Consider the following 23777-nt stretch of genomic DNA (forward strand, 5'->3'; position numbering starts at 1 on the left):
TGGTGCGCTCGGCAAGGTGTCCTTTGGGGAAATTCGCTAGACCAGAAAATCCGGCGCCGCGCCGTGGACCTGCGGGATCAAGGACCCGGGCGCGAGGTGAAGTGTCATCGCATGATGATCCGCATCGGTCAGGGTCAAAATATTGGTCTGAGTGTCGAAGGCCGCGTTCACTTTGGTGTCGAAGCCATCCAGCACCAGCGTCGTGCCCGGCGTATAGTTCGAGATGACACCGGACGTTTGCTTGGCATTGGGCCCGAACACAAATGTATCCGTCCCCGTCAGAACGACATTGCTGCTCAGATTACCGGTGACCACCAATGTCCCGTTGTTGACGTTGACGGCTCCAGCCCCGCTCAAATTGTCGACCTTGAGCAAGCCGCTATCCAGGACAGTGGCGTTGTTGACGAAATTGCCCGAGACATCCACCTCGCTGCCGGCGTGCACATTGACGATGCCGCCATTGACCAGGCCATTCCCGAAGTCGATCGTGCCGCCCTGATCGGCGGTGATCGTTCCAAAGGTGTTGAAAACCGCGTCGTCGAAATCGAGCGAGGCGTGCACGGCTTCGATCAGGCCGCTGCTGGTGACGGAATTGCCGGTGTTCACGCTGAGCGGCTGGGACCCGTGCGCCTCGAGCGTGCCGGAGACGCCGATATCCAAAGTGAGGCTGTGATCTCCGTTTCCGATGGTGCCGGCGCCGTCGATCGTCCCGCCGGCAAGATCAAGCGTGTGATGCGCACCGCTGTTCAGGATTAGGGAGCCCGGATCGAGCTTGATCTCGCCATTGCCGATGACCGTGGCGTCGCCGGTCAGGACGGCTTTCGCGGCATTGAAGAGCTCGATCCTGCCGCCGTTGTTCAGCGTGCCGCTGACAAACAAACCGCTTGCGGCACTGACGTCAAACACAGCGCCAGCCTTGAGCGTCACGTTGTTGAAGCTGTTGCCGCTGCCTGCAACGGATTCGATGAGTCCGCCTGATGTCGCATCCAGCGACGTCCCGTCCAGATGGACATTGTCGAAGGTGATGGTGCCGCCATTGGCGACGATCGCACCGAGGGAACCGCCGGTGATCGTATCGTTCACGAACGCGAGCATCGCCTGGGCTTCGCTCAGCGAGCCGAGATTGTTGATCGTGCTGTTGCTGATCACACCGGCGCTGCCGGTCTCGTGCAAATTGCCGGTCACGCTGATATTGATCGTGGCCCGGTCGATCGACGTGAAGCCGGTCGAGCCGGTGACAGTCAGAACGCTACCGCCGCCGCTGGTGTCATTCACGTCAGTGACCGTGATCGCGACGTTCTTGGTCGCGATCTCTGTCCCGTCGCTGACCGCGACGGTGAGGTCATAGACGTTGTCGCGGTTCGCGTCTTTCGGCGCCTCGAAGTCGGGCGCGGACTTGAACGTCACATCGCCCGTCGCCGACACGTTGAACAGAGCCGCGTCAGTGCCGGACAACGAATAGGTCAGCGCAGGGCTGTCCACATCGGCCGCCGCGATGTGGTAGGCGACGCCAGTGCCATTCTCCGCGAAGCTTGCCGTCGTGCCCGAGCTGATCACGGGCGCATCATCGACTCCCGTCAGCGTCACGGTGATGGCCTGTGTCGCGGAACCGCCGTGGCCGTCGTCGAGGGTCACGGTGAAGGTGTCGGTATGGGTCTGTCCGGCCGCGAGCGGAGCGATGCCGGCGTGAGTAACATCATAGCTCCACGTCACCTTGCCATCGGCGTCGTCGACGACGGCCGTGAGTGTGCCGAGATTGCCGCTTTGCGACGTCACCGATACCGTGTGAGTGTCGGTCGCGTCGGCGTCGGCAAAGAACACTGCCTCCGATGTCGAAACCTTGGCGCCGCCATTGTCCGTCAGATGCGCTTCGGTGACGGACGGCAGACCAATATCTTTCACAAAGATATCTTCACTGCCGTTGGTATCGCCCGGCACCAGATTGCTGGCTGACGACACGAATACCAATTTGGTGCCATCTGGCGAGAACACGGGAGTCTGGCTGTAGCCGTTCGCCTGCGTCCCGCTCGCGTTGGTCGAGACAACCGTGATGGCGCCGGTGGACAGGTCCTTCACATAGACCTCAAAGGCATTGACACCCGACACCAGATTGGCGGCATTGGAATAGAACGCGATCTTGGTGCCATCAGGCGAGAACACCGGTTGCTGGGCCAAGCCGTCGCTCTGCGGTGCTCCTCCGGCATTCGCCGACACCAACGTGACTACGCCGGTGGTCAGATCTTTAATGACGATGTTGCCGATTCCGACATTGGCACTACCCGGCACAAGATTGTCGGCGAAGGTATAGAACGCGACCTTGGTGCCATCGGGCGAGAACACCGGGTCGTAGCTGCCGCCATTTCCACGAACGCCGCTGGCGCTGTCCGACACCAGTGTGGTGACCCCGGTGGCAAGGTCCTTGATATAGACGTCGTTGATAGCGCCAACCCCTCTCGTGGACCCGAACACGATTTTGCTGCCATCGGGCGAGAACGAGGGGGCGAAGGTATAGCCATTCTGCTCGCCGCCACTGAGTGGACCATTGTAGGGGCTGGCGCCCACGAGCGTTATCGCGCCAGTGGTCAAGTCCTTCACGAAGATGTCGCGCGCGTTGTCTGTGTCGCCCGGCACCAGATTGTCGGCGTCGGAATAGAACGCGACCTTGGTGCCGTCAGGCGAGAATATCGGGTTGGTGGTCTGGAAGCCGTCCGCCTGCGCCCCGCTGGCACTGGTCGACACGCGCGTGATGGCACCGGTGGTCAGGTCCTTCACGAAGATATCCCAAGCTTGATTGGTATCGCCCGGCACCAGATTGTCGGAAGCAGAAGCGAACGCCACCTTGGTCCCATCAGGCGAAAAGACCGGCTGGTAGCTGAAGCTATCCCCCTGCACCCCGCCGGCACTGGTCGACACGAGCGTGATCGTACCAGTGGTCAGATCCTTCACGAAGATGTCGGCTTGGCCGTTGGTATCGCCAGGCACCAGATTGTCGGCAGAGGAATAGAACGCCACTTTCGTGCCGTCGGACGAGAACACGGGCGAGAAAGTCGCGCCATCCGCCTGCGCCCCGGTTGCGCTGGTCGACACGCGCGTGACGGAACCGTCGCTGCCACTGTCAGCGGTGAAGACAGGTGCCGAGTTTGTCATCAATGCCTCCGTTTGCCCGGCAACAGGCCGGGCCCGAATGTTTTGTTCGATGATCAGAAACAAAAACGCGGCGCCAATAAGTCGCTGCCGACCAGACTGCTGATCAAAGCAAGTCTAGTGCCCCTGGATGACGAACGCTTGATGCCGCGCGATGCGTCATCGCTGCAAAGCTGCGAATGATGGTGCATGGATTCCGGTATGGCCCGAACGACAACGCGCATGCTCAAGCAATCAGCATCCATGAGTCTTGCTTCGTCTCCGACCAACAATTGAGCAGAGTTTAGCCGCTGCGGTCGCTCTGAAGGCTGCTCCGGACTTGACGTCAAGGCCGTCGATCGAATCGTTGAAAGGCATCGATTCGCCCGGGAAGACGTTCGAGTAAGCCGGATGCCGTCACCGCCCCCGCGATTCGACCGTCGCATTCGGCCAGCGGCAGGCATTCGCGAGTCTGGCGCGGACAATGTCGATGCCGGCGAGGTCGAAGGTCGCACTGATGGTGCGCCCCGCACCGTCGGTCACGGCGATCGACATCCGCCCGCCGACGAGCGCGCGCACCAGATCGACCGGGTCGTCCGCCATGGAGGCGGTGCGGCCATCGACTGCCAACCGCCAGCGCGACGGTCTTGCCGCCGGCAAATCGGAGGACATCACGACCTCGACGTCACCGCCGCGCGAGGCGCGCCAGACGCCGTTGGCGCCAAGGGACATCTCGGTCCGCTGGTTCCGGCAACGCAGGATCAGCGTCTGCGGCGCGTCGACGGTAATTGGGGGAAGCGCATAGAGCTTGGCCACGAAAAGCGGCGAGAAGTCGCGCGGAGACGTCGTCTCGCTGACCAGCCATCCTCTTGCGGCCGGAAGTGCTGCGGTCGGATCGTCGCGATCGGAGGGTGCCGCCACTGGCGGCGGCTCGGATGCGGTCGGCGCGGGCGGCATGCGGGCGCGTGGCTTCGCAGGCACATCGCCGGACTGCCGGGCCTCGTCCTTGTTGGCGAACAGATGATCGAGGCATTGTTTCTCCGCACTGTGCGCCTTCAACCTGCAGCCAAGACGAGCCGCAGTGTCGCTGCCGGCCTGATCGCAGGCGGCTTCAGCGCTGCGTGTCTGCGCGAAACATTCGTCGAGGCCCTTCAAGGTGCTGGACGCGGATTGACCGTGGGCTTCCGCGATCTCGATCATGGCGAACAGGAGAGCGGCGAGCCGCCTCATGGGCGCGCCGTCCGATTGGCCATCTGGGGATCCCGCCAACTCTCAGCCGCCTTCAGGCGCTGCAATCCGGGAACGCTGGCAGAGGGATCGGCATCCTTCCATTTCGGATCGAAGCCGGACACGCGCAGCTCGTCGAGCTTGCCGAACAGCTCGTTCACGAAGGCGGTCACACGGTCGTGGCGCGGCGAACCCGGGGTCCAGTTGTAGGCGACCAGGACCGTCGGCACCGCGATCGTTTCGACCGTTTGGCCCGCCGGCACGAGTGCCGGATAGTCGGCCGACGTCAGTGAAGCGGGTACGTAATAGTCGATCAATCCCGGACCAAACGGCACCGGCAGAAACTTGAAGCCCTCGTCCCATTTGCGCTTCACGAATGCGTCTACCGGCTTGGAGGTGACGAAAACCACGGCCGCCATCTCGCCCTTGCGCATCTGCTCGAGTGCAAGCGGGTGGGGCACGAAGGTCTTCTCAACCTCGATGCCGAGGCGGCTGAAAATGAGCGGCCCCGAATAGGCAGCGGCTGTGCCCTGCGTGTTGAAGTTCACCTTCTTGCCCGCGAGGTCGGCGAGCGAATTGACCTCCGGACGCGCGAAGACGTGCAGCTCCGACGGAAACAGGTTCATCACGTGGACGATACGGTTTCCGATCTCGGGCACCTGAGCGCGGTACTCATCAAGCGAATCGCTGTTGATGATCGCGACGTCGACCCCCTTGAGATAGAGCAGATCGTTGACGTTCTCGGTCGGTCCGCGCGTCACGATCGGAAGCACGTTCACCTTTCCGCCCTCGTTGACGACGCGCGAAATCTCGGTGGCGAAGCGGAGCGGCGCGCCTTCCAGCAATCCGGCGGCGAGACCGACCGAGCCCGCGTTGATGCGATCCCTCACCTCCGCCTCCGCGCTTCGCGGTTGAACGGGGCGCGCAGCGTAGCTCCCGCGCGCCGGTGCGGGTGCGGATCGCTCAGCGGACCGCTTGTCAGCACCGGCCCTGTTGGCATTTTGCGCGGAAGCAGGCAGCTCGAGCAGCGACAAGACCAGTATGAACAGCAGCTTGCGCATCAGCGCGCCTCCCATGCTTCGCCTGTCTACGGCCGGACGTAGCTCCAGCCCTTCTCCTGCAGCTCCATCATGTGGACGACGCCGGAGGGCACCATGGACGCCTCCGACAGCAGCTCCAGCGGCTTGCCCTCCTTCTTTTCCATCCCTTCCCGGGTGACGCCGCATGCCGCGAAGCGGATCCTGCTCGGGAAGGCGAGCTCGTTCATGGCGTGAATACGATCGGCGACCGGTGTCGTGTCCTTGCGCAGCATGTGCAGCCCGGGACCGAACGCCACGATCTCGACATCGGCTTCCTCGCCCTTCTTGCGGTAGTATTCGAGCACGTTGGTTGCGTTGTTGAGCGCCAGATTCATCACGGCGGGATCGTTCTGGTTGACCTGGATCACGAGCCGATGCGCCGCCGGCTTGTCCGGGCGGGCCGTGGCTTGCTTCTTCGGGACCATGGTGCGCGCCGCGCTCACAGAGCCCTGCTGCTGTTGCATCGAGGTCATGGGATATGCCGAGCTGATTGCGAATGTGGCAATCATGGCTGTGACGATATGGATTCGTGCATCAGGCATGGACCATCTCCCCTCTGGGTCTTGCGCTCTACATGCGGTGCAACTCGTTCGATCTCGATCCGGCCCTTGAGCCGACCCCGTTGATGTTGCGTGCGGATTTGCGGGCGGTGCCCGAACCACGAAACATGAACTCCGCGTCGGCCCGCCGACAGACTGCAGTTCGTGCTAAGCGCAATGGATTAAGCGCGGCAGGACGTCAGCTCGACGTGCCGCTCGTTGCGCACCAGCTCAAAACAGCGGGGAGACTTCAGGCCACAACACCAAATGGCCGATCGGGCCGCGGTGGAGGGTTTGGAGCGGGCGAAGGGAATCGAACCCTCGTATGCAGCTTGGGAAGCTGCCGTTCTACCATTGAACTACGCCCGCGCTGTTCGCGCCCATCCTGATTAGCCGAGACGGCGCCTCCCGCCAAGCGGTTTGGCGCGTCTGCCCGGACAGTTGTTAACGTCCTGGCAAGATTTTGGGTGCGCCCGATTGTGGCGGTGTTATGATCGGCCTGTCGGGGGAAAAGCGTGCACTGAGTGGGGCGTGTGCATGGTGGGGCGTGGCTACACGATATTCGACACGGCGATAGGCCGCTGCGGCATCATCTGGAGCAGCACCGGCGTGGTCGCCTTGCAATTGCCGGAGGCGCGGGAGATCGACACCCGCCGCCGGATTTTCCAGGCTCATCCCGAGGCGCGCGAGCAGCAGCCTCCGCTCAATACCGAGCTTGCGATCGAGGGCATCGTGGGCCTGCTGCAGGGCAGCGAGCCTGATTTTTCCGACGTCAGCCTGGATGCCGGCGGCGTTCCCGGCTTCAACCGGCGGGTCTATGAATACACCTGCACGATCCCGCGCGGGGAGACGCGCACCTATCACGAGATCGCCAAGGCGCTCGGCGCCTCCGGCGCCGCGCATTCGGTGGCGCAGGCGATTGCGAAAAATCCCTATATGCTGATCGTGCCGTGCCACCGCGTGCTGGAGGCCGGCAATTACACCGGCCGGATCTCGCCGTACGGCGGGGTGATCTCCAAGCGGCGGCTGTTGTCGCTGGAGGGCGCCCAGCCGGTCGCCAGCAAGACGCTGTTCGAGGTGCTGCTGCCGGTTGCTCCGCCGAGGCCGTCTACCTAGATAAGGTCGCATGGATGCGACCACGCTGCTGACGACACGATCGATCACCGTCTCCGAGTTTCGCTGCGATGCGGGACCGGACGACACGCCATTTGCCGAGTGCCGCACCGGGCATTCCATCGCCTATGTCCGCTCCGGCAGTTTTGGCTGCCATTGCCGTGCCGGCTTTTTCGAGCTGGTGGCGGGCTCGATGCTGATCGGCGCCCCCGGCGAGGAATACACCTGCACGCATGAGCATGTCAGCGGCGACGTCTGCCTGGGCTTCTTCTTCAGCGAGAACCTGGTCGATGCCCTCGGGGGACGGCGCGAGATCTGGCAGGTCGGCGCAACGCCGCCGCTGCCCGAGCTGATGGTGCTGGGCGAGCTGGCCCAGACGGCAGCAGATGGCAACAGCGACTTGGGGCTCGACGAGATCGGCCAAATTCTTGCGGGCCGTTTCATCGATGTGGTTTCGGGCAAGGCGCGCAAGCCGGCCACACCGACCGCGCGAGACCGCCGCCGCGCCGTCGAAGCCGCGCTGTGGATCGACGACAATTCGCATGCCGAGCTCGACCTCGAACAGGCAGCAAAGCAGGCCGGCCTCAGCCCGTTCCATTTCCTGCGGCTGTTCTCGGCCGTGCTCGGCGTCACCCCGCATCAATATCTGGTCCGCTCGCGGCTGCGGCATGCCGCGCGCAAGCTCGCCGACGACGACATCGCCGTCACCGACATCGCCTATGACGTCGGCTTCGGCGACCTCTCCAATTTCGTCCGCACTTTTCACCGCGCCGCCGGCGTGTCGCCGACGAAGTTCCGGCAGGCCTCGAAGGGGATGCGCAAGATTCTCCAAGAGCGGGTTGCCCTCAACTGACTAGGGTCGTCTCCGGCGCGCGCCAGTTGCGGCGCGCTTTGCAATGGAGACGATCATGTACGACCACATCGGACTGCGCGTTGCCGATCTCGACGCCGCCACGCGCTTCTACACCGCGGTGCTGGCGCCGCTCGGCTATGTCCTGTGCTCCAGCGGAGACGGCTATGCCGGGTTCGGGCCGAAGGGCGAGCCGGGGCTGTGGCTGCATCTGAACAAGGGCCGGAAGGCCGACGGCGCGCATATCGCGTTTCGCGCCGGCAACCATGACGCGGTCAAGGCGTTCCACAGTGAAGGGCTGAAGAGCGGCGGCCGCGACAATGGCGGCGCCGGGCCGCGCAGGGATTACAGCCCGACTTATTACGCGGCGTTTTTGATCGACCCTGATGGCAACAATGTCGAGGCGGTTTGTACGTAGAGGACGCCTCGCATGAGCACTCGTAGGGTGGGCAAAGCGAAAGCGTGCCCACCAATTGCTCGCGACAATGTCGATGAATGGTGGGCACGGCGCGAAGAGCGCGCCTTTGCCCACCCTACGAACTGCGTGTGAGACGCGACCAAACGCTCCACGTACGCCGTCATTCCGGGATGGTGCGTAGCACCAGACCCGGAATCTCGAGATTCCGGGTTCGCGCTTCGCGCGCCCCGGAATGACTCCAGCAAAATGGGAATCTTCATGGCCTCCATCCACAACGACATTCTCCTCCCCGTCCCCGCTCGCGACGTCTGGGACGCCGTGCGCGATTTCGGCGCGCTGCCGCGGCGGCTGGCGCCGGGCTTCGTCACGGCGTGCACGCTCGACGGCGATGCGCGCATCGTCACCTTCGCCAACGGCTCCGTCGCGCGCGAGGTGCTGGTCGATTGCGACGATGCGCGGCAGCGTCTCGTCTATGCGATCAACAACGAGCGGCTGAAGCATTACAGTGCCTCTGTGCAGGTGATCGCCGAGGGCGATGCACGGTGCCGGCTGGTCTGGATCATCGACATGCTGCCGAACGAGCTTTCGGCCTACGTCCAGGGCCAGACGAAGGAGGCTGTCGCCGCGATCCACAGGGCATTCCCGCCTGCTTCTGCGTGACGTTTTTCACAGAGCCGCGCCCTCGCCATCCGTAACCATGCCCGCGTGCGTCCGGTTGGCACCGCTCTCCCGGCGGCGCCACGCACGCGAGGAGCCTGCCATGAGAGGTGCGGACAAGGTGATCTGTCAGGCAGCCGCCGTGCTGCTGCTGTTTTCGATGTCGAGCGTGCCAGCAAAGGCGCAGTTCCTCGGCGGCGGAGGTGCCGGCGGCGAGGACATGATGACCCAGATGGCGCCGATGCTGGAGATGATGAAGGCGAAGATGGGCAAGCGCCGCTTCGCCATGCTGATGCAGACCATGGGCCCGATGATGAGCCGCATGATGGAGAACGGCGGCGGGCTCGGCGGCATGATGGGCGGCGGCAATCTCGGCGGCGGCTTTGGCGCTCCGAACTACGGCGGCTACGCGCCGATGGGCGGAGGCGTCACCATGCCGACTGGCATGGGCGGCGGCGATATCATGGGCATGCTCGGCGGTTCAGGTGGCGGCGACATGATGGCGATGATCCCGCAATTGATGCGGCTCGCCAATGTCGGCGGCGGCGGCCATCGGCGTCACAAGCATCGCTGACGCGGGTCGGCGCATCTAGAAGCGACGCAACCACCCTTTCGCGGGGCACGAAGGATGGTTGCGCCGGGCCGGCGGATGGGGCGGTCGCCGGGTTCAGATCCGGTCGTTGAGCAGGACGCCTGAGAGCGAAGGGTCGCCCGCGTTCGTCGCGTCGTCTGATCCCATCGCGCTGTAGGTGGGATCGGCGAACGAATCCTTGAGCGATTGAAGGAATTGCTGCAGCAGCTCCGTCGCCGAACTGCCGCTCGACGAACCATCCGTGCCACCGGCCGAAGCGCCGTCGGACGGCGGCGGTCCACCTGCTCCGCCCGGTCCACCCGGACCATGCGAGAACGCCGCCTTGAACACACCTTGCAGCTCGGTCGCCTGCTCGTCGGTCAGCTTGCCGTTCGACACTTCCTGCTGGATGAGGTCGTCGATCTTCGATGCGAACCCGTCGGGCGACAGTCGGCTGCCGCTGGACTGATCGCTCGCGCTGCTCGATTGCAAGGCGGAATCGATGTCGCTAAGTGCGGAGGACAGCGCCGTCTGATCGGAGGAGCTGATCGCGCCGGAACTGACTTCCGCCTGCAATTCATCCTGCAGACGCTGCAACGGCGATGTGTGGTGATGGTGGGAGGAGAGCGCCGAAATCGAGGTCATGGTGGCTTTCCGTGCTGATGAACTCGCGGCGAAGTTCTCGCCAGGAGCTGGCGCGGAGCCTTCGGCAAGGCGCAGCTTCGGTTACCCTTCATTGCCAGGAAACCGATGGAAACATTCAGACACAAAAATCCGGCAAGCGCATCTAATCCGCCGCGCCGGACAGAGCCGGCCTGATCGCGGGCTTGCCCTCGCGCGGGCCCCAGCGGGTCAGCACCACGCTGGAGCAGGACAGCAGGCCGAGCACGACCATCGAGCTCGCGGCCAGCCAGAAGAAGCTCTGCGCGGTGGCCTCGTGCGTCAGCAGCCACCAGCCGACCGCCGAGATGTAGATCAGGCGAGCGGTCTGCGCCAGCACCGGGCCGATCACCTTCGCCGCGCCTTGCGAGGAGAAATACATCGTCGTTGCAAGACCGAAGAACGCGTAGAACGGCCCGACCGTCGAGAGATATTGATGGCTTGCCGCGCGCACGGCCGCACTGTCGGTGAAGATGTTGACCCAGAGATCGGGGAAGATCGCAACGAGGCATGCCGGCGCGCCGACGGCCACGAAGGCGGCGGCACTGGCAATCCAGGCGATGCGCCGGGCTCGCGCGATGCGGCCCGCGCCGATCGCCATCCCGACCATCGGCACGCAGGCAATGCCGAACGAGAACGCGATCGAGGTCAACAAAAATTCCAGCCGCGCGCCGACGCCATAGCCGGCGAGGATCGCTGTGCCGAACTTCGCCAGCATGTGGGTGAAGATCGAGATCGTCAGCACCGATTGCAGCGGGGAGAAGCAGGCGATGGCACCGACCTTGAGGATGTCGAAGAACATCGCCCATTGGATGCGCAGGCCGCGCAGCCTCAATGCGATCCGCGCGCGGCCGGAGAACAGGTACCAGCCCATGATGCCGATGTTCATGGTGTAGGCGATCAGCGCGCCGGCCGCGACGCCGCGCATGCCGAACTGCGGCACCGGGCCGAGCCCGAGGCCGAGCGTGCCGCCGAGCAGGATCTGCCAGGCCGCGGAGTTGAGGATGAGGAACGACGGCAGCTTCATGTTGCCGGTGCCGCGCAAGATGCCCGCCATGGTGTTGAGCAGCCAGGGCAGCACGGCGCCGCCGAAAAACACCTGCGTGTAGGCGATCGCATGCGTCAGCACATCGCCGCGGCCGCCGAGCATTTCGAGCACCCTGGGCCCGAAGATCAGCATGCCCAGCATGAAGACGAGGCCGAAGCTGATTCCGATCAGCATCGCATGCACCGCGAGCGTGCCGGCCCGCTCGCGGTCGCCGGCGCCGAGCGCACGCGCGATGGCGGACGCCACCGCGCCGCCCATGGCGCCGCCCGACATGGTCATGGTCAGGATCACTGTCGGAAACACCAGCGCCATTGCGGCCAGCGCCTCGACGCCGAGCCGGCCGATATAGGAGGTCTCCGCGATCACCGTACAGGTGCCGGCCGACAGCGCGATCACGTTCGGCCAGGCAAGCCCCAGCAGCGTGCGCAGGATCGGCCCGTCCAGCAGCGCGCTACGCACCGGGCGCGGAGGCGGCGGCAGCGGACGCTCTTGTTCATCGACCGGAATTTCGGCGATGTCGGACATGTCCTCCCCCGGACGCAGGCGCCATTTGCGGCGCGGCAATCACTTGGTGTGCCAATGCATTTGTGCGCGTGAGGCGCGCGGCGAGAGGCTTGTTAGCACGGCAATTGCCGATTCCTCCTGCGCCAGGTGCAGGCGTGCCCTGCGGCAGCGCATTTCAAGAGGTGGAATTCGTTTTTCTCCCTCTCCCCGTTCTTACGGGGCCGCGACGAGCTTCGCTCGCGCTGAGAGGGTTGGGGTGAGGGGTCTATCCGCAGAGACGGTGACAGCAAGTCTCGTGGAGACTCCCCCTCACCCGCCGCGCTACGCGCGTCGACCTCTCCCGCAAGCGGGGAGAGGCGAAATGCGCTGCGACACCGTCGCTTACGTGACTGTCCACACCAGCGGCGGACGGCCGCCGGCCGTCGGAAGCAAGTGCACGCCGATGTGTCGCCCGCATCCCGCAGCGAGCCCTTCGAACAATCCCTCCAGGACCTTTGCGCAGGCGCGGTGATAGTCGGCGACGTCGTCCATCAGCTTCCAGCTCTGCTGGCGGATTTCGCACGTGCCTTCGGATTGCGCCATCTCGGCCGCATCATCCTGCGCAGCGAACAGTGCGTTCAGGAACGATGCGAACTCGCCCGCGCCGCCGCGGGTCATCGACAGCGCCGCGGCGACCTCGTCGAAATATTGCATGCCGATCAGCTTGCCGGTGAGGTGCAGCAGATAGCCGGCGTCCTCCGGGCCGAACAGCTGCACCAGCACGGGCGCGGCGGTGCGGACATATTCCATCGCGTAGTTGCGATAGGCCTTTTCAAGCCGCGGTTTCGGCCAGCTCTCGACCGGCAATGCCGGTGCGGTCTTGGCGTCGAACAACGGCGCCTCCAGATGCCGCGCAAAGACGAGGCGCTGATCGAGCTCGAGCGGATGGTCGTATTGATGGTAGTAACCTTCGAGCCCGTCCTGGCCGTCGACGCTCTGCTTGGTGCAGACGAAGCCGAGGCGGAGATCGCCCAGCGCCGCGCCGTTGTTGGCGTGCCAACCACGCAGCATCGCGCGGCTGACGTCGCCCGGCACGCCGCAGATCGCGGTGCCCTTCCAGATCCAGCGCGGCGGCGGATAGCGGATCCAGGCTTTGCGGTCGCTCTCATACATGTATTCGACGTGGACGCCGCCGATCCAGTTGGAGAGATAGTGATATTGCGCGGCAGCCACCGCCGGCGGCAGATGGCTGAGCCCGAGCTTCTGCAGGCCCGGCAGGAAGCGTTCCTGCTGCTGACGGCGGAAGACGCGGAAGACGAACTCCGCCGCATCCGCCGTGCCGCGGCGCGTGACGACGGTGAGGATGAGTCCCGTGAAGTAAGCGTGACAGAGATCGGCGACCGCGCGCCAGCGCTTCCATTGGGCTTCGTGCGCGGTGTCCGGCGCGGTGGTCATGTTCACTCCCGATCGTTGCTGCGATCGAGTGTGTCATTGCAGGGAAAAGAACGCAATTGAGAGAGGAAAGACCGCCTCAGCCGCACGCCCTGTCCGGCCGACGACGTCCTCGACGGCGATAGCGTCCCATTCCCGAACTGACGTCAGATCAGGCGCGCCTTTCGACGCAGCCGCGAATGCATCTATTTCCTGTCACACAATTTGTGATAGCATTACCGTCTACGAAGTTGCAGGGGGCGGTTTAATTTGGAGCATTAGCCATGTCACGCGAAGCCGATATTTATGAACTGCGAGATTTGATCGCCCGGCTACGGCAGGAACTGATTGCGAAGGAAACGGCGGCGAGCGACGTCGCACCAGATGCAGAGATGCTCGCTGTCGAGATATCGCAACGCAGGCGGTATCTGGACGAGCTCATGTCGGATCTGCAGGGCCTGTCGAGCGCCCCCGATGCGCCGGCGCCGGCACAGGACGATGCGCCGGCGGCGGACGCCGCGCCGCAGGGACTTGCGATCATCATCGGCCACAGCTCGGAAGGTACGGACAAGGGCGCAATCGGGCTGTCGCCTCCTTTTCCGAGCACGGCTGAGCAGGGTCGCGCCGAATACTTCTGGAACCAGGATCTCGCCGCACGAATTGAGGCCATTGCGAACACGCGCCAGATTCGCGTCAAGACATTTCGTCGCCGGGAGAATGGCGGCGTCGGCATTCGCGAGGCGTATCGTCTTGCCGCGGAGTGGAAACCACAGGCCTCGGTCGAGCTTCATTTCAACTCCGCGGGGCCCACGGCGCGCGGAAGCGAGACGCTGTTCGGACGGCAAGGTTCGCGGCCGTGGGCGCGAGCGCTACAGGACCGAATGGTCGCCCTTTATGGCCGTACCGGCACGCTCGATCGCGGACTGAAAGACGCCAACGTCGAAGGGCGCGGCGTGCTCAGCCTGACCAATGAAGTGCAACCGTCGGCCCTGATCGAGCCGTTCTTCGGCTCGAATATGGAAGATGCCTCCCTGGGGATTGCCCGCAAGGAGGGTCTCGCCGAGGCGGTCGTGAACGCCTTTGCAACCTTCGTCGGCCTGCCCGTGCCGTCGGCCGACGCCGTTACGGCGGACGCGCCCGCGGACACCGGCCTTTGGGACTCGCTGCGCGCGGCCTATGCGGCAATGAGTATCGAGCATCCGCATCTGAAAGCGATCACCTTCGCCCAATGGGCCCTCGAGTCGGGTCATGGCGCCTCCCTACTCGCGAAGAACCATCTCAATTTCGCGGGAATGAAGTGGCGGCCGTTCATGAGCGATGTCGCAAGTAAAGTATGGTACAATGCGCATGATGGCGGCGAGTTTTATTGCGCATTCGCATCGCTTCAGAACTTTGTCGCCGGCTACTGGCTTCGATTGGATCGTCATCCGAGCTATCATGGGTGGCGGCAGCACACCGCCACTCCCGAAGCTTTCATCAATTTCATCGGGCCGATCTGGGCGCCCCCGTCCGCAAATCCAAACTATGTGGCGAAGGTCCTCGACCTGTTCGAGGAATATCGCAACGTCTTCGACACGATGGCCGACGCGACTTACGTGGTCGCGGCTGAGCCAAGCGATGAGGATTTTTGGGTCGATCGCACGGAGGACGCGATTGCTCTTCGACGGAATGGGGAAACCGCGGACGCCGCGGCGCGCAGGGCCGATCACGAATCCGGCGTCTCCTGGGCTTCGGATGCCAGTTCATGCGACTACGCGCATCTCGGCGCCGGCCTGCCGGTCGGCATGCAGTTCTCGTTTACGGCCGCGGATCTGGAATTGCTTTGCACCCTCAACGATTTTCCGGTGCAGGATTCCGGCGGCACGCCCGTTCTGTTCGGCTTGCGCGGTGCGGGGATCGTGCAAGGCGGATCGAGCAGCGATGGCAGCTGGCGCGATGAGGTCATTCTGAAGAACCTCAGGCCCAACCATCACGAAATCCGATGCGTGATGGGCGTTTGGGATCGGCAACTTGGCAAGATTGCGGTGTATCCGGCCTCCACTGTTCCGAACGCAGAGGCGGTCGTATCCTGGTTCCAGACGCAGGAGTCAGGCAACCTGCTCGCAACAGGCTTTTATCGGTACATTTGCGGGGAGCATAACGGCCGACCTGGCTGCTTCCTGTTGCGCAAATCCATATCCGAGAAGCGCATCGTGATCGTTCGCCGGTCCGAAGATGACCTGATTTACGAGAGCACCGATAAGGTGCACAAGACGGCTCCGGGCGACAACATCCATCCGTCGTTCTCCAGCGAGACGAGCTGGTTTTCATCGTTCGGGTGTCAGGTGGTCGTTGGCAGCGCGACCTCATCCGGAGCCCATTCTGGACCTTGGGCGAGATTCCGCCGCTCGGCGGGGTTGACCGATGGCGACGGCGATCCCGGAAAGCCCTTTATGTACGTGCTGCTGACCGGACAGGAAGCCCTGCAAGCGTCCGACGCGCGCCGGCGCAATCTTCCTCTCGCCGATCCCGAGATACGCGCAATGCGGAGGCTTCGATTCGGATCGACGAGCCCGCGAGTGGCTGCGCTGCAGGCGCAGCTTGGGCAATCCAACGACGGCGATTTGGGTCCAGCGACGGCCGAAGCCCTGCACGCGAAGCAGCGATCACTGGGCAATCGCAGTGACGGGATCTACACGCCCGCCCTTGACGCTCAGCTCGAATGGAACGTCTACGCAACCTGAGTGCCGGTCGGTGACTCAAACGCGGGGTGGCGAGCCGATATCGGACCTGCCACCCCGGGCGACGATGGCCAGATCTCGATGGGTGGGGCGTCTGACCGCATCGTAGGATTGACATTCGCAGGCATAAGAACTCAACTGGCGCGGGTACTTTAAGCTCACTATTATCTTGGCGGCGGTCCGCCGACCGGCCATGACCTTTGAAATTAGAGATGATCGCGCATGCCCGCTGATACGGCGCTGGTGCATCAGGTTGACTTGGGCGGACGACCGGGGACCCACGTCATCGCAATCGGCATCGGCACTTATGATTATTTGAAGGGCGGCAGCGGTCCGCTCACCAAGCACCACCTCGACCTGGAACAGCTCAGTTCGCCGCCTGTTTCGGCCAGGGCAATTGCCACCTGGTTTATCCAACATTTCGACTGCAGCGAACTGCCGCTGGCAAGCGTTTCCCTCGTCCTGTCGGAGCCTCAACCGGCATCCTTCGACAAGGGCAACCTCGGACTACGGATTGTACCGAACGGGACAATCAAGGACGTCGGCGATGCGATCGCGGCATGGATCGAGCGGGCCGACGTTGATCCGAAAAGCCGGGTCATCCTTTATTTCTGCGGTCACGGGCTCAGTGGTGGAACGCAGAATCTCTATTTGATGCGAGATTATGGGCAGGACAAGAACGACCCCATGAGCGGCGCATTGAACTATACGAATTTCGTGCTGGGGCTCGAATGCCGCATTCCGAGCACCCAGTTCCTGCTGTTCGACGCGTGCCGTTCAACCCCCGAGATCGCCGAGTGGAATCAACAGGGCGGTCAACGCATCTTCGCCGTCGATCGGGATATCCGGCTTGGCATCAACGAGCCGATGCAGCAATGTCCAGTGTTCTCCACCGAAATCGACCGCAAGGCGCTCGGCCGGCCCGACGAGCCGAGCCTGTGCGCCAGCGCCTTCATCCTTGCCCTGAGGGGCGCAAGCGCGAAAAAGGAAGGACAGGACTGGTACGTTACGACTCATCGGATGGTTGAAGCGCTGACCGATCTCCAGAACCAGGCACTCGTCGGAGCAGGAAGTCTCCAGCAGAACGCCGACGCGAACAGAACCGCCAGGATCCGCCTTCGCAAACTGGCGAATGACCCTGAAATACCGGTCTATGTCGGGCTGGACGACGAGGCGCGTCGCGCCAACACCATGATTTCCGCCATTCGCGGTGCGCCGCCGCCACGGACGATCAGCGATCGCCTCACGATGTTGTCACCCGGCGAATACGTGTTCCGCGCAAGTCAGATCGCGGGTAACAAGCTCGCAGAAGTCACCGAAGTCGTGTGGCCCACGTTCTCCAACGTGCTACTGAAGGTCTCGACATGGGACGCTTAGACATCAGGCTCGACAAGAAGCACCTTGGCACGGACCTCGAACTGGGCGTCGTCGCCGACGTGCTTCAGATAAAGGATTTTCAGGGGAAGTTTCCAGAGGCACCGTTCGAGCAGGAAGTGGTCATTCCGGCTGGCGCAACGGGTTTTCGGCGGGTGAACGTTCCGCCCGGGACTTACCGGATCGAGGCGCGACTTCCCTCCGGCGAGGTGATGTCGAAGACCCAGGAGGTCTCAGACAACACGGCGGAAGTCCCCGTCGTGTTCGAGCCCGCGGCTTCGCCCCACGAGTGGTTGAGTTGGCAGCGGCTCGCGGGGAACGTACCGTCTGAAAAGGAATACGAAGAATTCCTGAAAGATATTGCGGGGAAAATTTCAAAGGCGGCCAAGTCCAAGGATGTCAGGATCGACATCAGTCCAACGGTCATCGGATGGGCCGCCGGCCATCTCCGGCAACTCCACGTGCGGGTCAAGGCGCTGCTTGAAGGAACGTCCGCAGCGCCGACGGCCGGAGACGACCCGGCCGAAGCTGATGCCACAGCAGAGCCCACGACCGCGGATTTCGAGCTCCTGCAGGCGAACCCGTCCGATGGGACCGCGTTGTGGAGCACGCTAGGCTCCCATGCGGCATGGACCGAATGGCGGAGGTCTGCATCGCCCTATCCGGGTTGCTCATTCGTGCGCAGGGATGATCGCGCGCTAAGCCTCTGGCAGGTTACTCAGTCTGATTATCAAAAGAGCATCGTCGGGACACTCCGCGGGATGCTGCCGCTCCGTTGCCTGGCCGCGATGCGGCGCGGCGATGGCGTCGACGTCATCCTGCTTCCGATTCCATGGGCGTTCGAACCGGATCCGGACAAGACCCCCGTGACAATCGAAGTCCTGCGCGAGGCAGGCGCGTCAGCAGCCGGCCGGACGACCGTCATGGTCCAGGATCCGAGCCTCGGCGGCCTGCTGATGTATCTCAACAGCAACAAGATCGGCAGCGCATCCACCGTACTGGCCGAGGCCAGTCAAACCGGCTTGATCAATTCTCTGCTCGCAGACAAGCGAAATCCGCTCGCAGCCTGCGCAGCAGGCTACGTTGCCATCGCCGGCCTGGCCGATAGCAATCGCGAGCAGTGGACGCAGTGGCTTGGGCTGTTGTCGCAATTTGCCTGGCTGCCGGACGGAAACGTCATTCAGGCCGCGTACCTGCTGAAAACGGCCCGTTCAAAGTCAGAACTCGATGAGGCGCTCACCAGCCTGAAGAAGGCCTACGGAAAGGGAATTCCGTTCTTTATCGCCGGCGTGCAGCATCTGCAGCAAGGCCTCTACTCCTTCAGCGAAAAGGATGCCGAGGCACGCCAGATGTACGAGTCGGTGACGAACGTCGCATTGAAGGTCGACGCCAATCAGGTGTTCACGCTGCTCCGCCTTCCGTCCGAGCAGAACTAGAGCGCGATGAGATTTGGATGAATCATCATCGCACTTTGGGTTGTTGTCTGCGCATGATCTTTCCGGAAAACCGCTTCGCACTTTTCCGGATCATACTTTAGCTGCTGACTGCGTCGCCGGCCGCGACATTGTCGCGGCCGCCTTGCGCTAGGGATACAATTCCTCGACCGCCTTGATATCTCCGGCACTCAAGCCGAGCCTCTGACCTATGTCGGGTTGACCAAAGACGGGCTCGATGGTCGCGCTTCCATCCCTGGAAAATGCGGTCTTCGGGTAGTGCATGATCGAGGCGTAGTCGTACGCCCCGAGGTCGATGCCGTCGTTCAGATGCTGGGTGAAATTGTGCTCCATGCCGGGTATCACGTTCTCCAGATGAACCCGGACGAACAGATCGCGGTCCCGCCGGCTCTGCTCGTGCCACAATCCGACGGTGTGGCCAATCTCATGGATGCAATTGCCCGTCGTGCAGTCCGGCCCGAGCGTGACAAACTGCTGCCCTTGCTGTCTGCCGACTGAGGAGGAGCACCCGCTGCCCGGCCGAAATGTCACGAAATCGTCCTGGTTGGTTCGCTGGACGAACTTGATCTTGGTCTTCTCGTGCCAATGCGCAATGGCTTCCGTCACCCGATTCTGGTTCGGCAAGTTGGGGGCGATCGTGTAGGGCACGGTCTTATCCGGCCAACGAAAGCGCAGCTCCTTGATGCCGACGCCGAACGTCTGGAAGCCGGCCACTGTCGCCGCGGCGTTCTCGCGAATTTGGCTGGAGGTGGCCTCGACCTCCTGTGTCGGACCGAGATCGATGCAGCCCTCAGCGCGCGCCCGCCCTTCGATCTCGACATAAAGCACTGGACGGACACCGGCACCGTGAATTTTCACGAAGGCGGTCTTCACCTGAGTGCCCGAAACAAACTCCGCATTATCAGCCACGGGACAACCTCTTTTTTCAAATTATGCTCTGCGCCCTTCAAATTTCAGCGCGCCCGACATTAGACCGATTTCGGATGAAGCGCAACCTGGGCATGCAGCCCGCCACTTCTTCTCAATTAGATTGACGCGTCCAGAGCCGTGCAACAATCAGATGGTCTTGCGGAGGATCATGCGGCCGCCACGGATAGGCAACGACGGTTCCGAACACGCATGCCCGTCCGGTTTGCAAGTGCTCTCCCTCCAAGCGCGCGCTCAAGATGTACTGCGCCCGCCGCTCGATGTCGTCGGGGACCGATATGCTGAAGCGACCTTCGTCCTCTCCGTGTTGCAACACGATCGGTCCCGTCGCGATCACCCGGGAACGCGCATCAGCAAGCGTCACATCTTCAAGCCGGACGATGCCGCGCAAAGCGCCGACTTCGCCACGATCAGTCACGCGCAGGGTTCCGGTGATTTCCACAGTACATCAATGCTCCAGGGGAGCGCATCGCACGCGACGATGCGTCCCGATGTCGCAAGCGATCGTTCTACCGCGGCAGCGAGTTCAAGATCGCCGCCTCGTAGGCCGGATCGTGCTCAGGCAATTCTCCGGCATCCTCCGGCATTGCATCCGCCTGCTCGGCACCGGCCCCGATCGCCTCGAAGATTTCCGCCCGACGCGTTTCCGACAGCACCGACGCCGCCGCGTCATTGCTCCCGCCAGCATTTATGAATTCGCCGACCTTGTCGAGAATGTCCTGCTTGGATACCGCGCTTCCCGGACAGCTCTTGGTGGACATCTCGTTGTGGAATTTCAACGCCGATGCACTCAGATCGAACTTCTTCATCAGCGTCGCGATAACGAGGACGACTGTGTCGAGTTGGGCACCCGTCAACGGATCCTTGCCTTGGTCGAAATCGCCGATCGTCTCGAACATGAAAACGCGCGAGCTGTTGTAGCCGGCTGCACTGGCGGGCGACATGTTCCAGGGGCGGCCCGTCCAGATTGTCCCGTCGGGCGCAAGCGACACGTGCTGGGCAATGTCGGACCAGTGGTTGGTGTTGACGTGATAGTCGTACATCGCCTGAATCGAGTCGACCCCGTGATACTGGCTGTGGTTCGGCCGCCAAGTATGATGCATGTGGATAAGAGTTTTCGCAGGCTGCCAGCCGAACTGCTGGACAACGTGCACGAATTCGGCCGGTTGCAGCTGCTTGAAAGGAGGTGCCATCGCAGTATTACCTCGTTTGAAGGAAATATGGATTCTCACACGGCGCTCTCTTTGGTTGTGCGCCACGGCTCATTCTACTACATACTATGCCGTGGTGTCGCCATTGATGAGGGGGCTCATGGGCGGGTTCTGCCGACAGCATTGGTTGCTCTGGCGTGCGCTTGGGGCGACGCACAATATGTCGCGACAGCTTCGGATGGCACTGCCCAATTTCTGGGAGCATCACCGATCGAGATCGTCGGCGAGTCCGGCAAGCAGAGCGAAACACGGACCATCCGGTTTCAAACGACAGGCACGCCGACCATCCAGTTTGTAACCACGGATCTGACACGCTCGGCCCCGGCAGGCCTTCCAGCGGCTTTGATCGATGGCGGGCAAGTCCGCATCACTCCGCTGGCTCCGCCGAAGACCGAAGTGACGGGCATCTCAGCCTTTGAAATCGCGATCAACGCGCTCCCGTCCCGATACGGCATCTTTTCCGGAGATATCGCGGTCCGCGTCAACGGCCAGCCGACCGAAACGATCAAGCTGAAACTTACCGTCCAATATCCCGCGGCGCAGCCGATCGCGATGCAGCCAGCCACGTTGAGCAAGGCGATGACTTCGGCGTCGACGGTCCTCCCCTGGTCTGCATTGCTTGCCCAACGTCCGGCGAAGGGGAGCTTTCCGATAACCATCCCGGGACTGCCTGAAGGCGTGGAGGTGACGGGGACGAGTGGCAGCGTGCAGTTGATGGCGGAAGGAGGCCAGGGACCGCTGACCGGGACGGCCGAGCTTCGATCCACCAGGCAAGGTGCGGTGCTTTTCGTCGATACTTCAGCTTCCGCACCGGGCAAATATACCGGCACAGGCGAGATCGCCCTGAACGGGGGGCAGCGCCGGCTGCTGCTCCCGGTGGACATTTCCGTCCGCAGCAATCCCTGGACTGTCCTGTTCCTGGTCCTGATCGGCGTTCTGCTCGGCCATCTTGCCAAGTGGTCCAATGAACGCGGCAGCAAGATCGTCTCGGCTCAGAACAGGATCTTCGAGATCGAAGCACGCGTGCAAACGGTCCGGGCGGAGTTCAGGGAATGGCTTGGACCGACCCTCAACGACTTGAGAACGAAATTTCTGAGCGGCCAGTTCGACGCAATTCTTACGCTCGCGACCGCTGCAGACGCGCGCATCGCATTGACAGAGCGACTGGTCCGGCTCAGCGAGCGCGCCGAAACTCTCCGAAATAATGGAATCCTGGCCCGCATCTCTGCGCTGAGGGGAAGCATCTTGGGGTTGAGCGACATCGAGGACATACGTCCGACGGTGTCGTCCATCGAGACAGCCTTGCTCGCCGCTGAGACATTACCGGCGAACGACCAGGACCAGGCCGGCGACGACGTCGCAGCCCCGCGCCCGAACGCTCAGGCGCAGCAACTGTCGCCGGGATCCCGGCTTCAGCAACGGCTAGTGGCATTCCGTGCGAAGGTTGCGCCAAAGCTTCAGGTGTTCCTGAAGTTCGCCGCCATCCTGCTCGTCGCGTTCATCGGCTTCGAGGCGATCTATCTCAACGGCTCGCAAACATTCGGCGCCAATCCAGTGACGGACTATCTGAGCGCAATCGTCTGGGGATTGAGCGCCGATGTCGCGGCGCGTACGTTGCTGGCGCTGGGGCGATGAGGCGCCAGACGAGACTTCAGACGGCCGTTCGACGATTCACCTCCCGCCCAACCTGCGCTGCGTCAGCCTTCACGCAGATTCCCGGTGATGGCGGCTACACCCGAAAATGCTTCGATAGTTTGAGGCCCTGCGCCTGGTAGTTGGACCCGATGCGCTGGCCGTACATCGCGTCGGGGCGTGCCAGCATCTTCTCGTAGACGAGGCGGCCGACGATCTGGCCGTGCTCGAGGATGAACGGCACTTCGCGCGAGCGCACCTCGAGCACGGCGCGCGATCCTAGCCCGCCCGCACCGGCATAGCCGAAGCCGGGATCGAAGAAGCCGGCATAGTGCACGCGGAATTCGCCGACCAAGGGATCGAACGGCACCATTTCCGCGGCGTAATCAGGCGGTACCTGCACCGCCTCCTTCGAGGCGAGGATGTAGAACTCGCCGGGATCCAGGATCAGGCTGCCATCGGGACGGGCCGAGATCGGCTCCCAGAAATCCTCCACGGCGTAGCCGGCGCGGCGATCGACGTCGACGACACCGGTATGGCGCTTGGCGCGATAACCGACGAAGCCATTGGCTTTCTCGCCCGAGAGATCGACGGAGACGGCGACGCCGCCCGAGAGATCGGCATCGTCGATGTCGACGAGGCGCTCAGTGGCGTGCAGCGCATCGAGCTCGTCGGCGTTGAGGATCGCATCGCCGGTGCGGAAGCGCACTTGGCTGAGGCGCGAGCCCTCGCGCACCAAGACCGGGAACGTCTTCGGGCTGATCTCGGCATAGAGCGGGCCGTGATAGCCGGCGCCGATCATGTCGAAGCGGCGGGTTCCGTCGGCGATCACGCGGGTGAAAACGTCGAGACGACCGGTCGAGCTTTTCGGATTTGCGGCTGCGACGATTTCGGGCGGCAGCGCCAGGCTCTCGAGCAGCGGCACGATGTAGACGCAGTTGGTCTCCAGCACCGCGCCGTCGGCAAGGCTGAACTCGTGCAGCTTCAATTCGTCGATGCGCTCGGCCACCGTGGCGCCGGGCCCCGGCAGGAAGCTGGCACGGACGCGATAGGCGATGTCGCCGAGACGCAGATCGAGGCTGGCCGGCTGGATCTGGCTTTCGACGAAATCGTATGCGGGCAGGATGAGACCTGCCTCCGCCATCGCCGCGATCATGCGGTCGGGCAGGATACCATTGGCGTCGGCGGCGATCGTGAAGCTCAACCGGGGGTCCTCGTCAGGGGTCAAACGCATCCGGACATGCAGGAAATACTAGCCTT

At 63.0% G+C, this 23777-nt stretch carries 20 protein-coding genes and 1 tRNA gene; 9 read left to right on the forward strand and 12 right to left on the reverse strand.

Annotated features, from left to right (window positions below; all coding sequences use genetic code 11):
- Window positions 1-36 precede the first annotated feature (36 nt).
- From QA649_RS41445 to QA649_RS41465, 5 genes are all read right to left on the reverse strand, one after another.
- The gene (locus QA649_RS41445; protein ID WP_283022189.1) at window positions 37-3210 is read right to left on the reverse strand and encodes a VCBS domain-containing protein; all 3174 of its coding nucleotides are present in this window, start codon (window positions 3208-3210) and stop codon (window positions 37-39) included.
- Window positions 3211-3540: 330 nt separating this feature from the next.
- On the reverse strand, window positions 3541-4353 hold the full coding sequence (locus QA649_RS41450; RefSeq protein ID WP_283022190.1) for a type VI secretion system-associated protein TagO: 813 nt from the start codon (window positions 4351-4353) through the stop codon (window positions 3541-3543).
- On the reverse strand, window positions 4350-5414 hold the full coding sequence (locus QA649_RS41455; RefSeq protein ID WP_283026217.1) for a TAXI family TRAP transporter solute-binding subunit: 1065 nt from the start codon (window positions 5412-5414) through the stop codon (window positions 4350-4352). The genes QA649_RS41450 and QA649_RS41455 overlap by 4 nt, the downstream gene beginning before the upstream one ends.
- Before the next feature lie 23 nt (window positions 5415-5437).
- The gene (locus QA649_RS41460; RefSeq protein WP_283026218.1) at window positions 5438-5854 is read right to left on the reverse strand and encodes a DsrE family protein; all 417 of its coding nucleotides are present in this window, start codon (window positions 5852-5854) and stop codon (window positions 5438-5440) included.
- A 409-nt stretch (window positions 5855-6263) separates the two neighbouring features.
- A tRNA-Gly gene (locus QA649_RS41465) sits at window positions 6264-6337 on the reverse strand.
- Between the two features lie 168 nt (window positions 6338-6505).
- Here QA649_RS41465 and QA649_RS41470 point away from each other — a divergent pair.
- From QA649_RS41470 to QA649_RS41490, 5 genes are all read left to right on the forward strand, one after another.
- Window positions 6506-7084: a methylated-DNA--[protein]-cysteine S-methyltransferase gene (locus QA649_RS41470; RefSeq protein WP_283022191.1), complete on the forward strand. Its 579-nt coding sequence runs from the start codon at window positions 6506-6508 to the stop codon at window positions 7082-7084.
- Between the two features lie 10 nt (window positions 7085-7094).
- Window positions 7095-7934 carry an AraC family transcriptional regulator gene (locus tag QA649_RS41475; RefSeq protein WP_283022192.1) on the forward strand — a complete coding sequence of 280 codons (840 nt, stop codon included), beginning with the start codon at window positions 7095-7097 and terminating at the stop codon, window positions 7932-7934.
- A gap of 55 nt (window positions 7935-7989) precedes the next feature.
- Window positions 7990-8349 (forward strand): VOC family protein, encoded by a 360-nt coding sequence (locus tag QA649_RS41480; RefSeq protein WP_283022193.1) that lies wholly within the window; start codon window positions 7990-7992, stop codon window positions 8347-8349.
- Between the two features lie 258 nt (window positions 8350-8607).
- A complete protein-coding gene (locus tag QA649_RS41485; RefSeq protein WP_283022194.1) occupies window positions 8608-9009 on the forward strand; it encodes an SRPBCC family protein in 402 nt (133 codons plus the stop codon).
- A 100-nt stretch (window positions 9010-9109) separates the two neighbouring features.
- Entirely contained in the window at window positions 9110-9580 is a 471-nt protein-coding gene (locus tag QA649_RS41490) for a hypothetical protein (RefSeq protein WP_283022195.1), read from the forward strand.
- A 93-nt stretch (window positions 9581-9673) separates the two neighbouring features.
- On the opposite strand, the gene QA649_RS41495 is transcribed toward QA649_RS41490, so the two are convergent.
- From QA649_RS41495 to QA649_RS41505, 3 genes are all read right to left on the reverse strand, one after another.
- Window positions 9674-10222, reverse strand: coding sequence for a hypothetical protein (locus QA649_RS41495; protein WP_283022196.1), 549 nt, complete (start codon window positions 10220-10222; stop codon window positions 9674-9676).
- 142 nt (window positions 10223-10364) lie between these two features.
- Entirely contained in the window at window positions 10365-11810 is a 1446-nt protein-coding gene (locus QA649_RS41500; RefSeq protein ID WP_283022197.1) for an MATE family efflux transporter, read from the reverse strand.
- Window positions 11811-12170: 360 nt separating this feature from the next.
- Window positions 12171-13223: a hypothetical protein gene (locus QA649_RS41505; protein WP_283022198.1), complete on the reverse strand. Its 1053-nt coding sequence runs from the start codon at window positions 13221-13223 to the stop codon at window positions 12171-12173.
- Window positions 13224-13483: 260 nt separating this feature from the next.
- Between QA649_RS41505 and QA649_RS41510 the strand changes: the two genes are divergently transcribed.
- The 3 genes from QA649_RS41510 to QA649_RS41520 all read left to right on the forward strand — a co-directional run bounded on the left by QA649_RS41510 (window position 13484) and on the right by QA649_RS41520 (window position 18729).
- On the forward strand, window positions 13484-15922 hold the full coding sequence (locus QA649_RS41510) for an N-acetylmuramoyl-L-alanine amidase (RefSeq protein ID WP_283022199.1): 2439 nt from the start codon (window positions 13484-13486) through the stop codon (window positions 15920-15922).
- 219 nt (window positions 15923-16141) lie between these two features.
- Window positions 16142-17296 (forward strand): hypothetical protein, encoded by a 1155-nt coding sequence (locus QA649_RS41515; protein ID WP_283022200.1) that lies wholly within the window; start codon window positions 16142-16144, stop codon window positions 17294-17296.
- Complete coding sequence (locus QA649_RS41520) at window positions 17284-18729, forward strand: hypothetical protein (RefSeq protein ID WP_283022201.1); 1446 nt, start codon at window positions 17284-17286, stop codon at window positions 18727-18729. Before QA649_RS41515 ends, QA649_RS41520 begins: the two co-directional genes overlap by 13 nt.
- Window positions 18730-18876: 147 nt before the next feature.
- Here the strand turns inward: QA649_RS41520 and QA649_RS41525 are convergent, their stop codons facing one another.
- The 3 genes from QA649_RS41525 to QA649_RS41535 form a co-directional block, all read right to left on the reverse strand.
- The gene (locus tag QA649_RS41525) at window positions 18877-19656 is read right to left on the reverse strand and encodes a M12 family metallopeptidase (RefSeq protein WP_283022202.1); all 780 of its coding nucleotides are present in this window, start codon (window positions 19654-19656) and stop codon (window positions 18877-18879) included.
- A 112-nt stretch (window positions 19657-19768) separates the two neighbouring features.
- Window positions 19769-20116, reverse strand: coding sequence for a YbaY family lipoprotein (locus tag QA649_RS41530; protein ID WP_283022203.1), 348 nt, complete (start codon window positions 20114-20116; stop codon window positions 19769-19771).
- Window positions 20117-20183: 67 nt separating this feature from the next.
- Window positions 20184-20867: a peptidoglycan recognition family protein gene (locus QA649_RS41535; RefSeq protein ID WP_283022204.1), complete on the reverse strand. Its 684-nt coding sequence runs from the start codon at window positions 20865-20867 to the stop codon at window positions 20184-20186.
- A 27-nt stretch (window positions 20868-20894) separates the two neighbouring features.
- Between QA649_RS41535 and QA649_RS41540 the strand changes: the two genes are divergently transcribed.
- Complete coding sequence (locus QA649_RS41540) at window positions 20895-22520, forward strand: hypothetical protein (RefSeq protein WP_283022205.1); 1626 nt, start codon at window positions 20895-20897, stop codon at window positions 22518-22520.
- A 94-nt stretch (window positions 22521-22614) separates the two neighbouring features.
- On the opposite strand, the gene QA649_RS41545 is transcribed toward QA649_RS41540, so the two are convergent.
- Window positions 22615-23721: a 2'-deoxycytidine 5'-triphosphate deaminase gene (locus QA649_RS41545; RefSeq protein WP_018644898.1), complete on the reverse strand. Its 1107-nt coding sequence runs from the start codon at window positions 23719-23721 to the stop codon at window positions 22615-22617.
- Window positions 23722-23777 lie beyond the last annotated feature (56 nt).

The organism is Bradyrhizobium sp. CB1717 (genome assembly GCF_029714325.1).
In the GTDB taxonomy this organism is placed as follows: Bacteria; Pseudomonadota; Alphaproteobacteria; order Rhizobiales; family Xanthobacteraceae; genus Bradyrhizobium.

Excerpts from the sequence above, each read along its gene's own strand:
- QA649_RS41450 (WP_283022190.1), bottom strand. The coding sequence starts at position 4,353 with ATGAGGCGGCTCGCCGCTCTCCTGTTCGCCATGATCGAGATCGCGGAA.
- QA649_RS41460 (WP_283026218.1), bottom strand. The coding sequence starts at position 5,854 with ATGGTCCCGAAGAAGCAAGCCACGGCCCGCCCGGACAAGCCGGCGGCG.
- QA649_RS41470 (WP_283022191.1), top strand. The coding sequence starts at position 6,506 with ATGGTGGGGCGTGGCTACACGATATTCGACACGGCGATAGGCCGCTGC.
- QA649_RS41475 (WP_283022192.1), top strand. The coding sequence starts at position 7,095 with ATGGATGCGACCACGCTGCTGACGACACGATCGATCACCGTCTCCGAG.
- QA649_RS41480 (WP_283022193.1), top strand. The coding sequence starts at position 7,990 with ATGTACGACCACATCGGACTGCGCGTTGCCGATCTCGACGCCGCCACG.
- QA649_RS41485 (WP_283022194.1), top strand. The coding sequence starts at position 8,608 with ATGGCCTCCATCCACAACGACATTCTCCTCCCCGTCCCCGCTCGCGAC.
- QA649_RS41490 (WP_283022195.1), top strand. The coding sequence starts at position 9,110 with ATGAGAGGTGCGGACAAGGTGATCTGTCAGGCAGCCGCCGTGCTGCTG.
- QA649_RS41495 (WP_283022196.1), bottom strand. The coding sequence starts at position 10,222 with ATGACCTCGATTTCGGCGCTCTCCTCCCACCATCACCACACATCGCCG.
- QA649_RS41500 (WP_283022197.1), bottom strand. The coding sequence starts at position 11,810 with ATGTCCGACATCGCCGAAATTCCGGTCGATGAACAAGAGCGTCCGCTG.
- QA649_RS41505 (WP_283022198.1), bottom strand. The coding sequence starts at position 13,223 with ATGACCACCGCGCCGGACACCGCGCACGAAGCCCAATGGAAGCGCTGG.
- QA649_RS41510 (WP_283022199.1), top strand. The coding sequence starts at position 13,484 with ATGTCACGCGAAGCCGATATTTATGAACTGCGAGATTTGATCGCCCGG.
- QA649_RS41515 (WP_283022200.1), top strand. The coding sequence starts at position 16,142 with ATGCCCGCTGATACGGCGCTGGTGCATCAGGTTGACTTGGGCGGACGA.
- QA649_RS41520 (WP_283022201.1), top strand. The coding sequence starts at position 17,284 with ATGGGACGCTTAGACATCAGGCTCGACAAGAAGCACCTTGGCACGGAC.
- QA649_RS41535 (WP_283022204.1), bottom strand. The coding sequence starts at position 20,867 with ATGGCACCTCCTTTCAAGCAGCTGCAACCGGCCGAATTCGTGCACGTT.
- QA649_RS41540 (WP_283022205.1), top strand. The coding sequence starts at position 20,895 with ATGGATTCTCACACGGCGCTCTCTTTGGTTGTGCGCCACGGCTCATTC.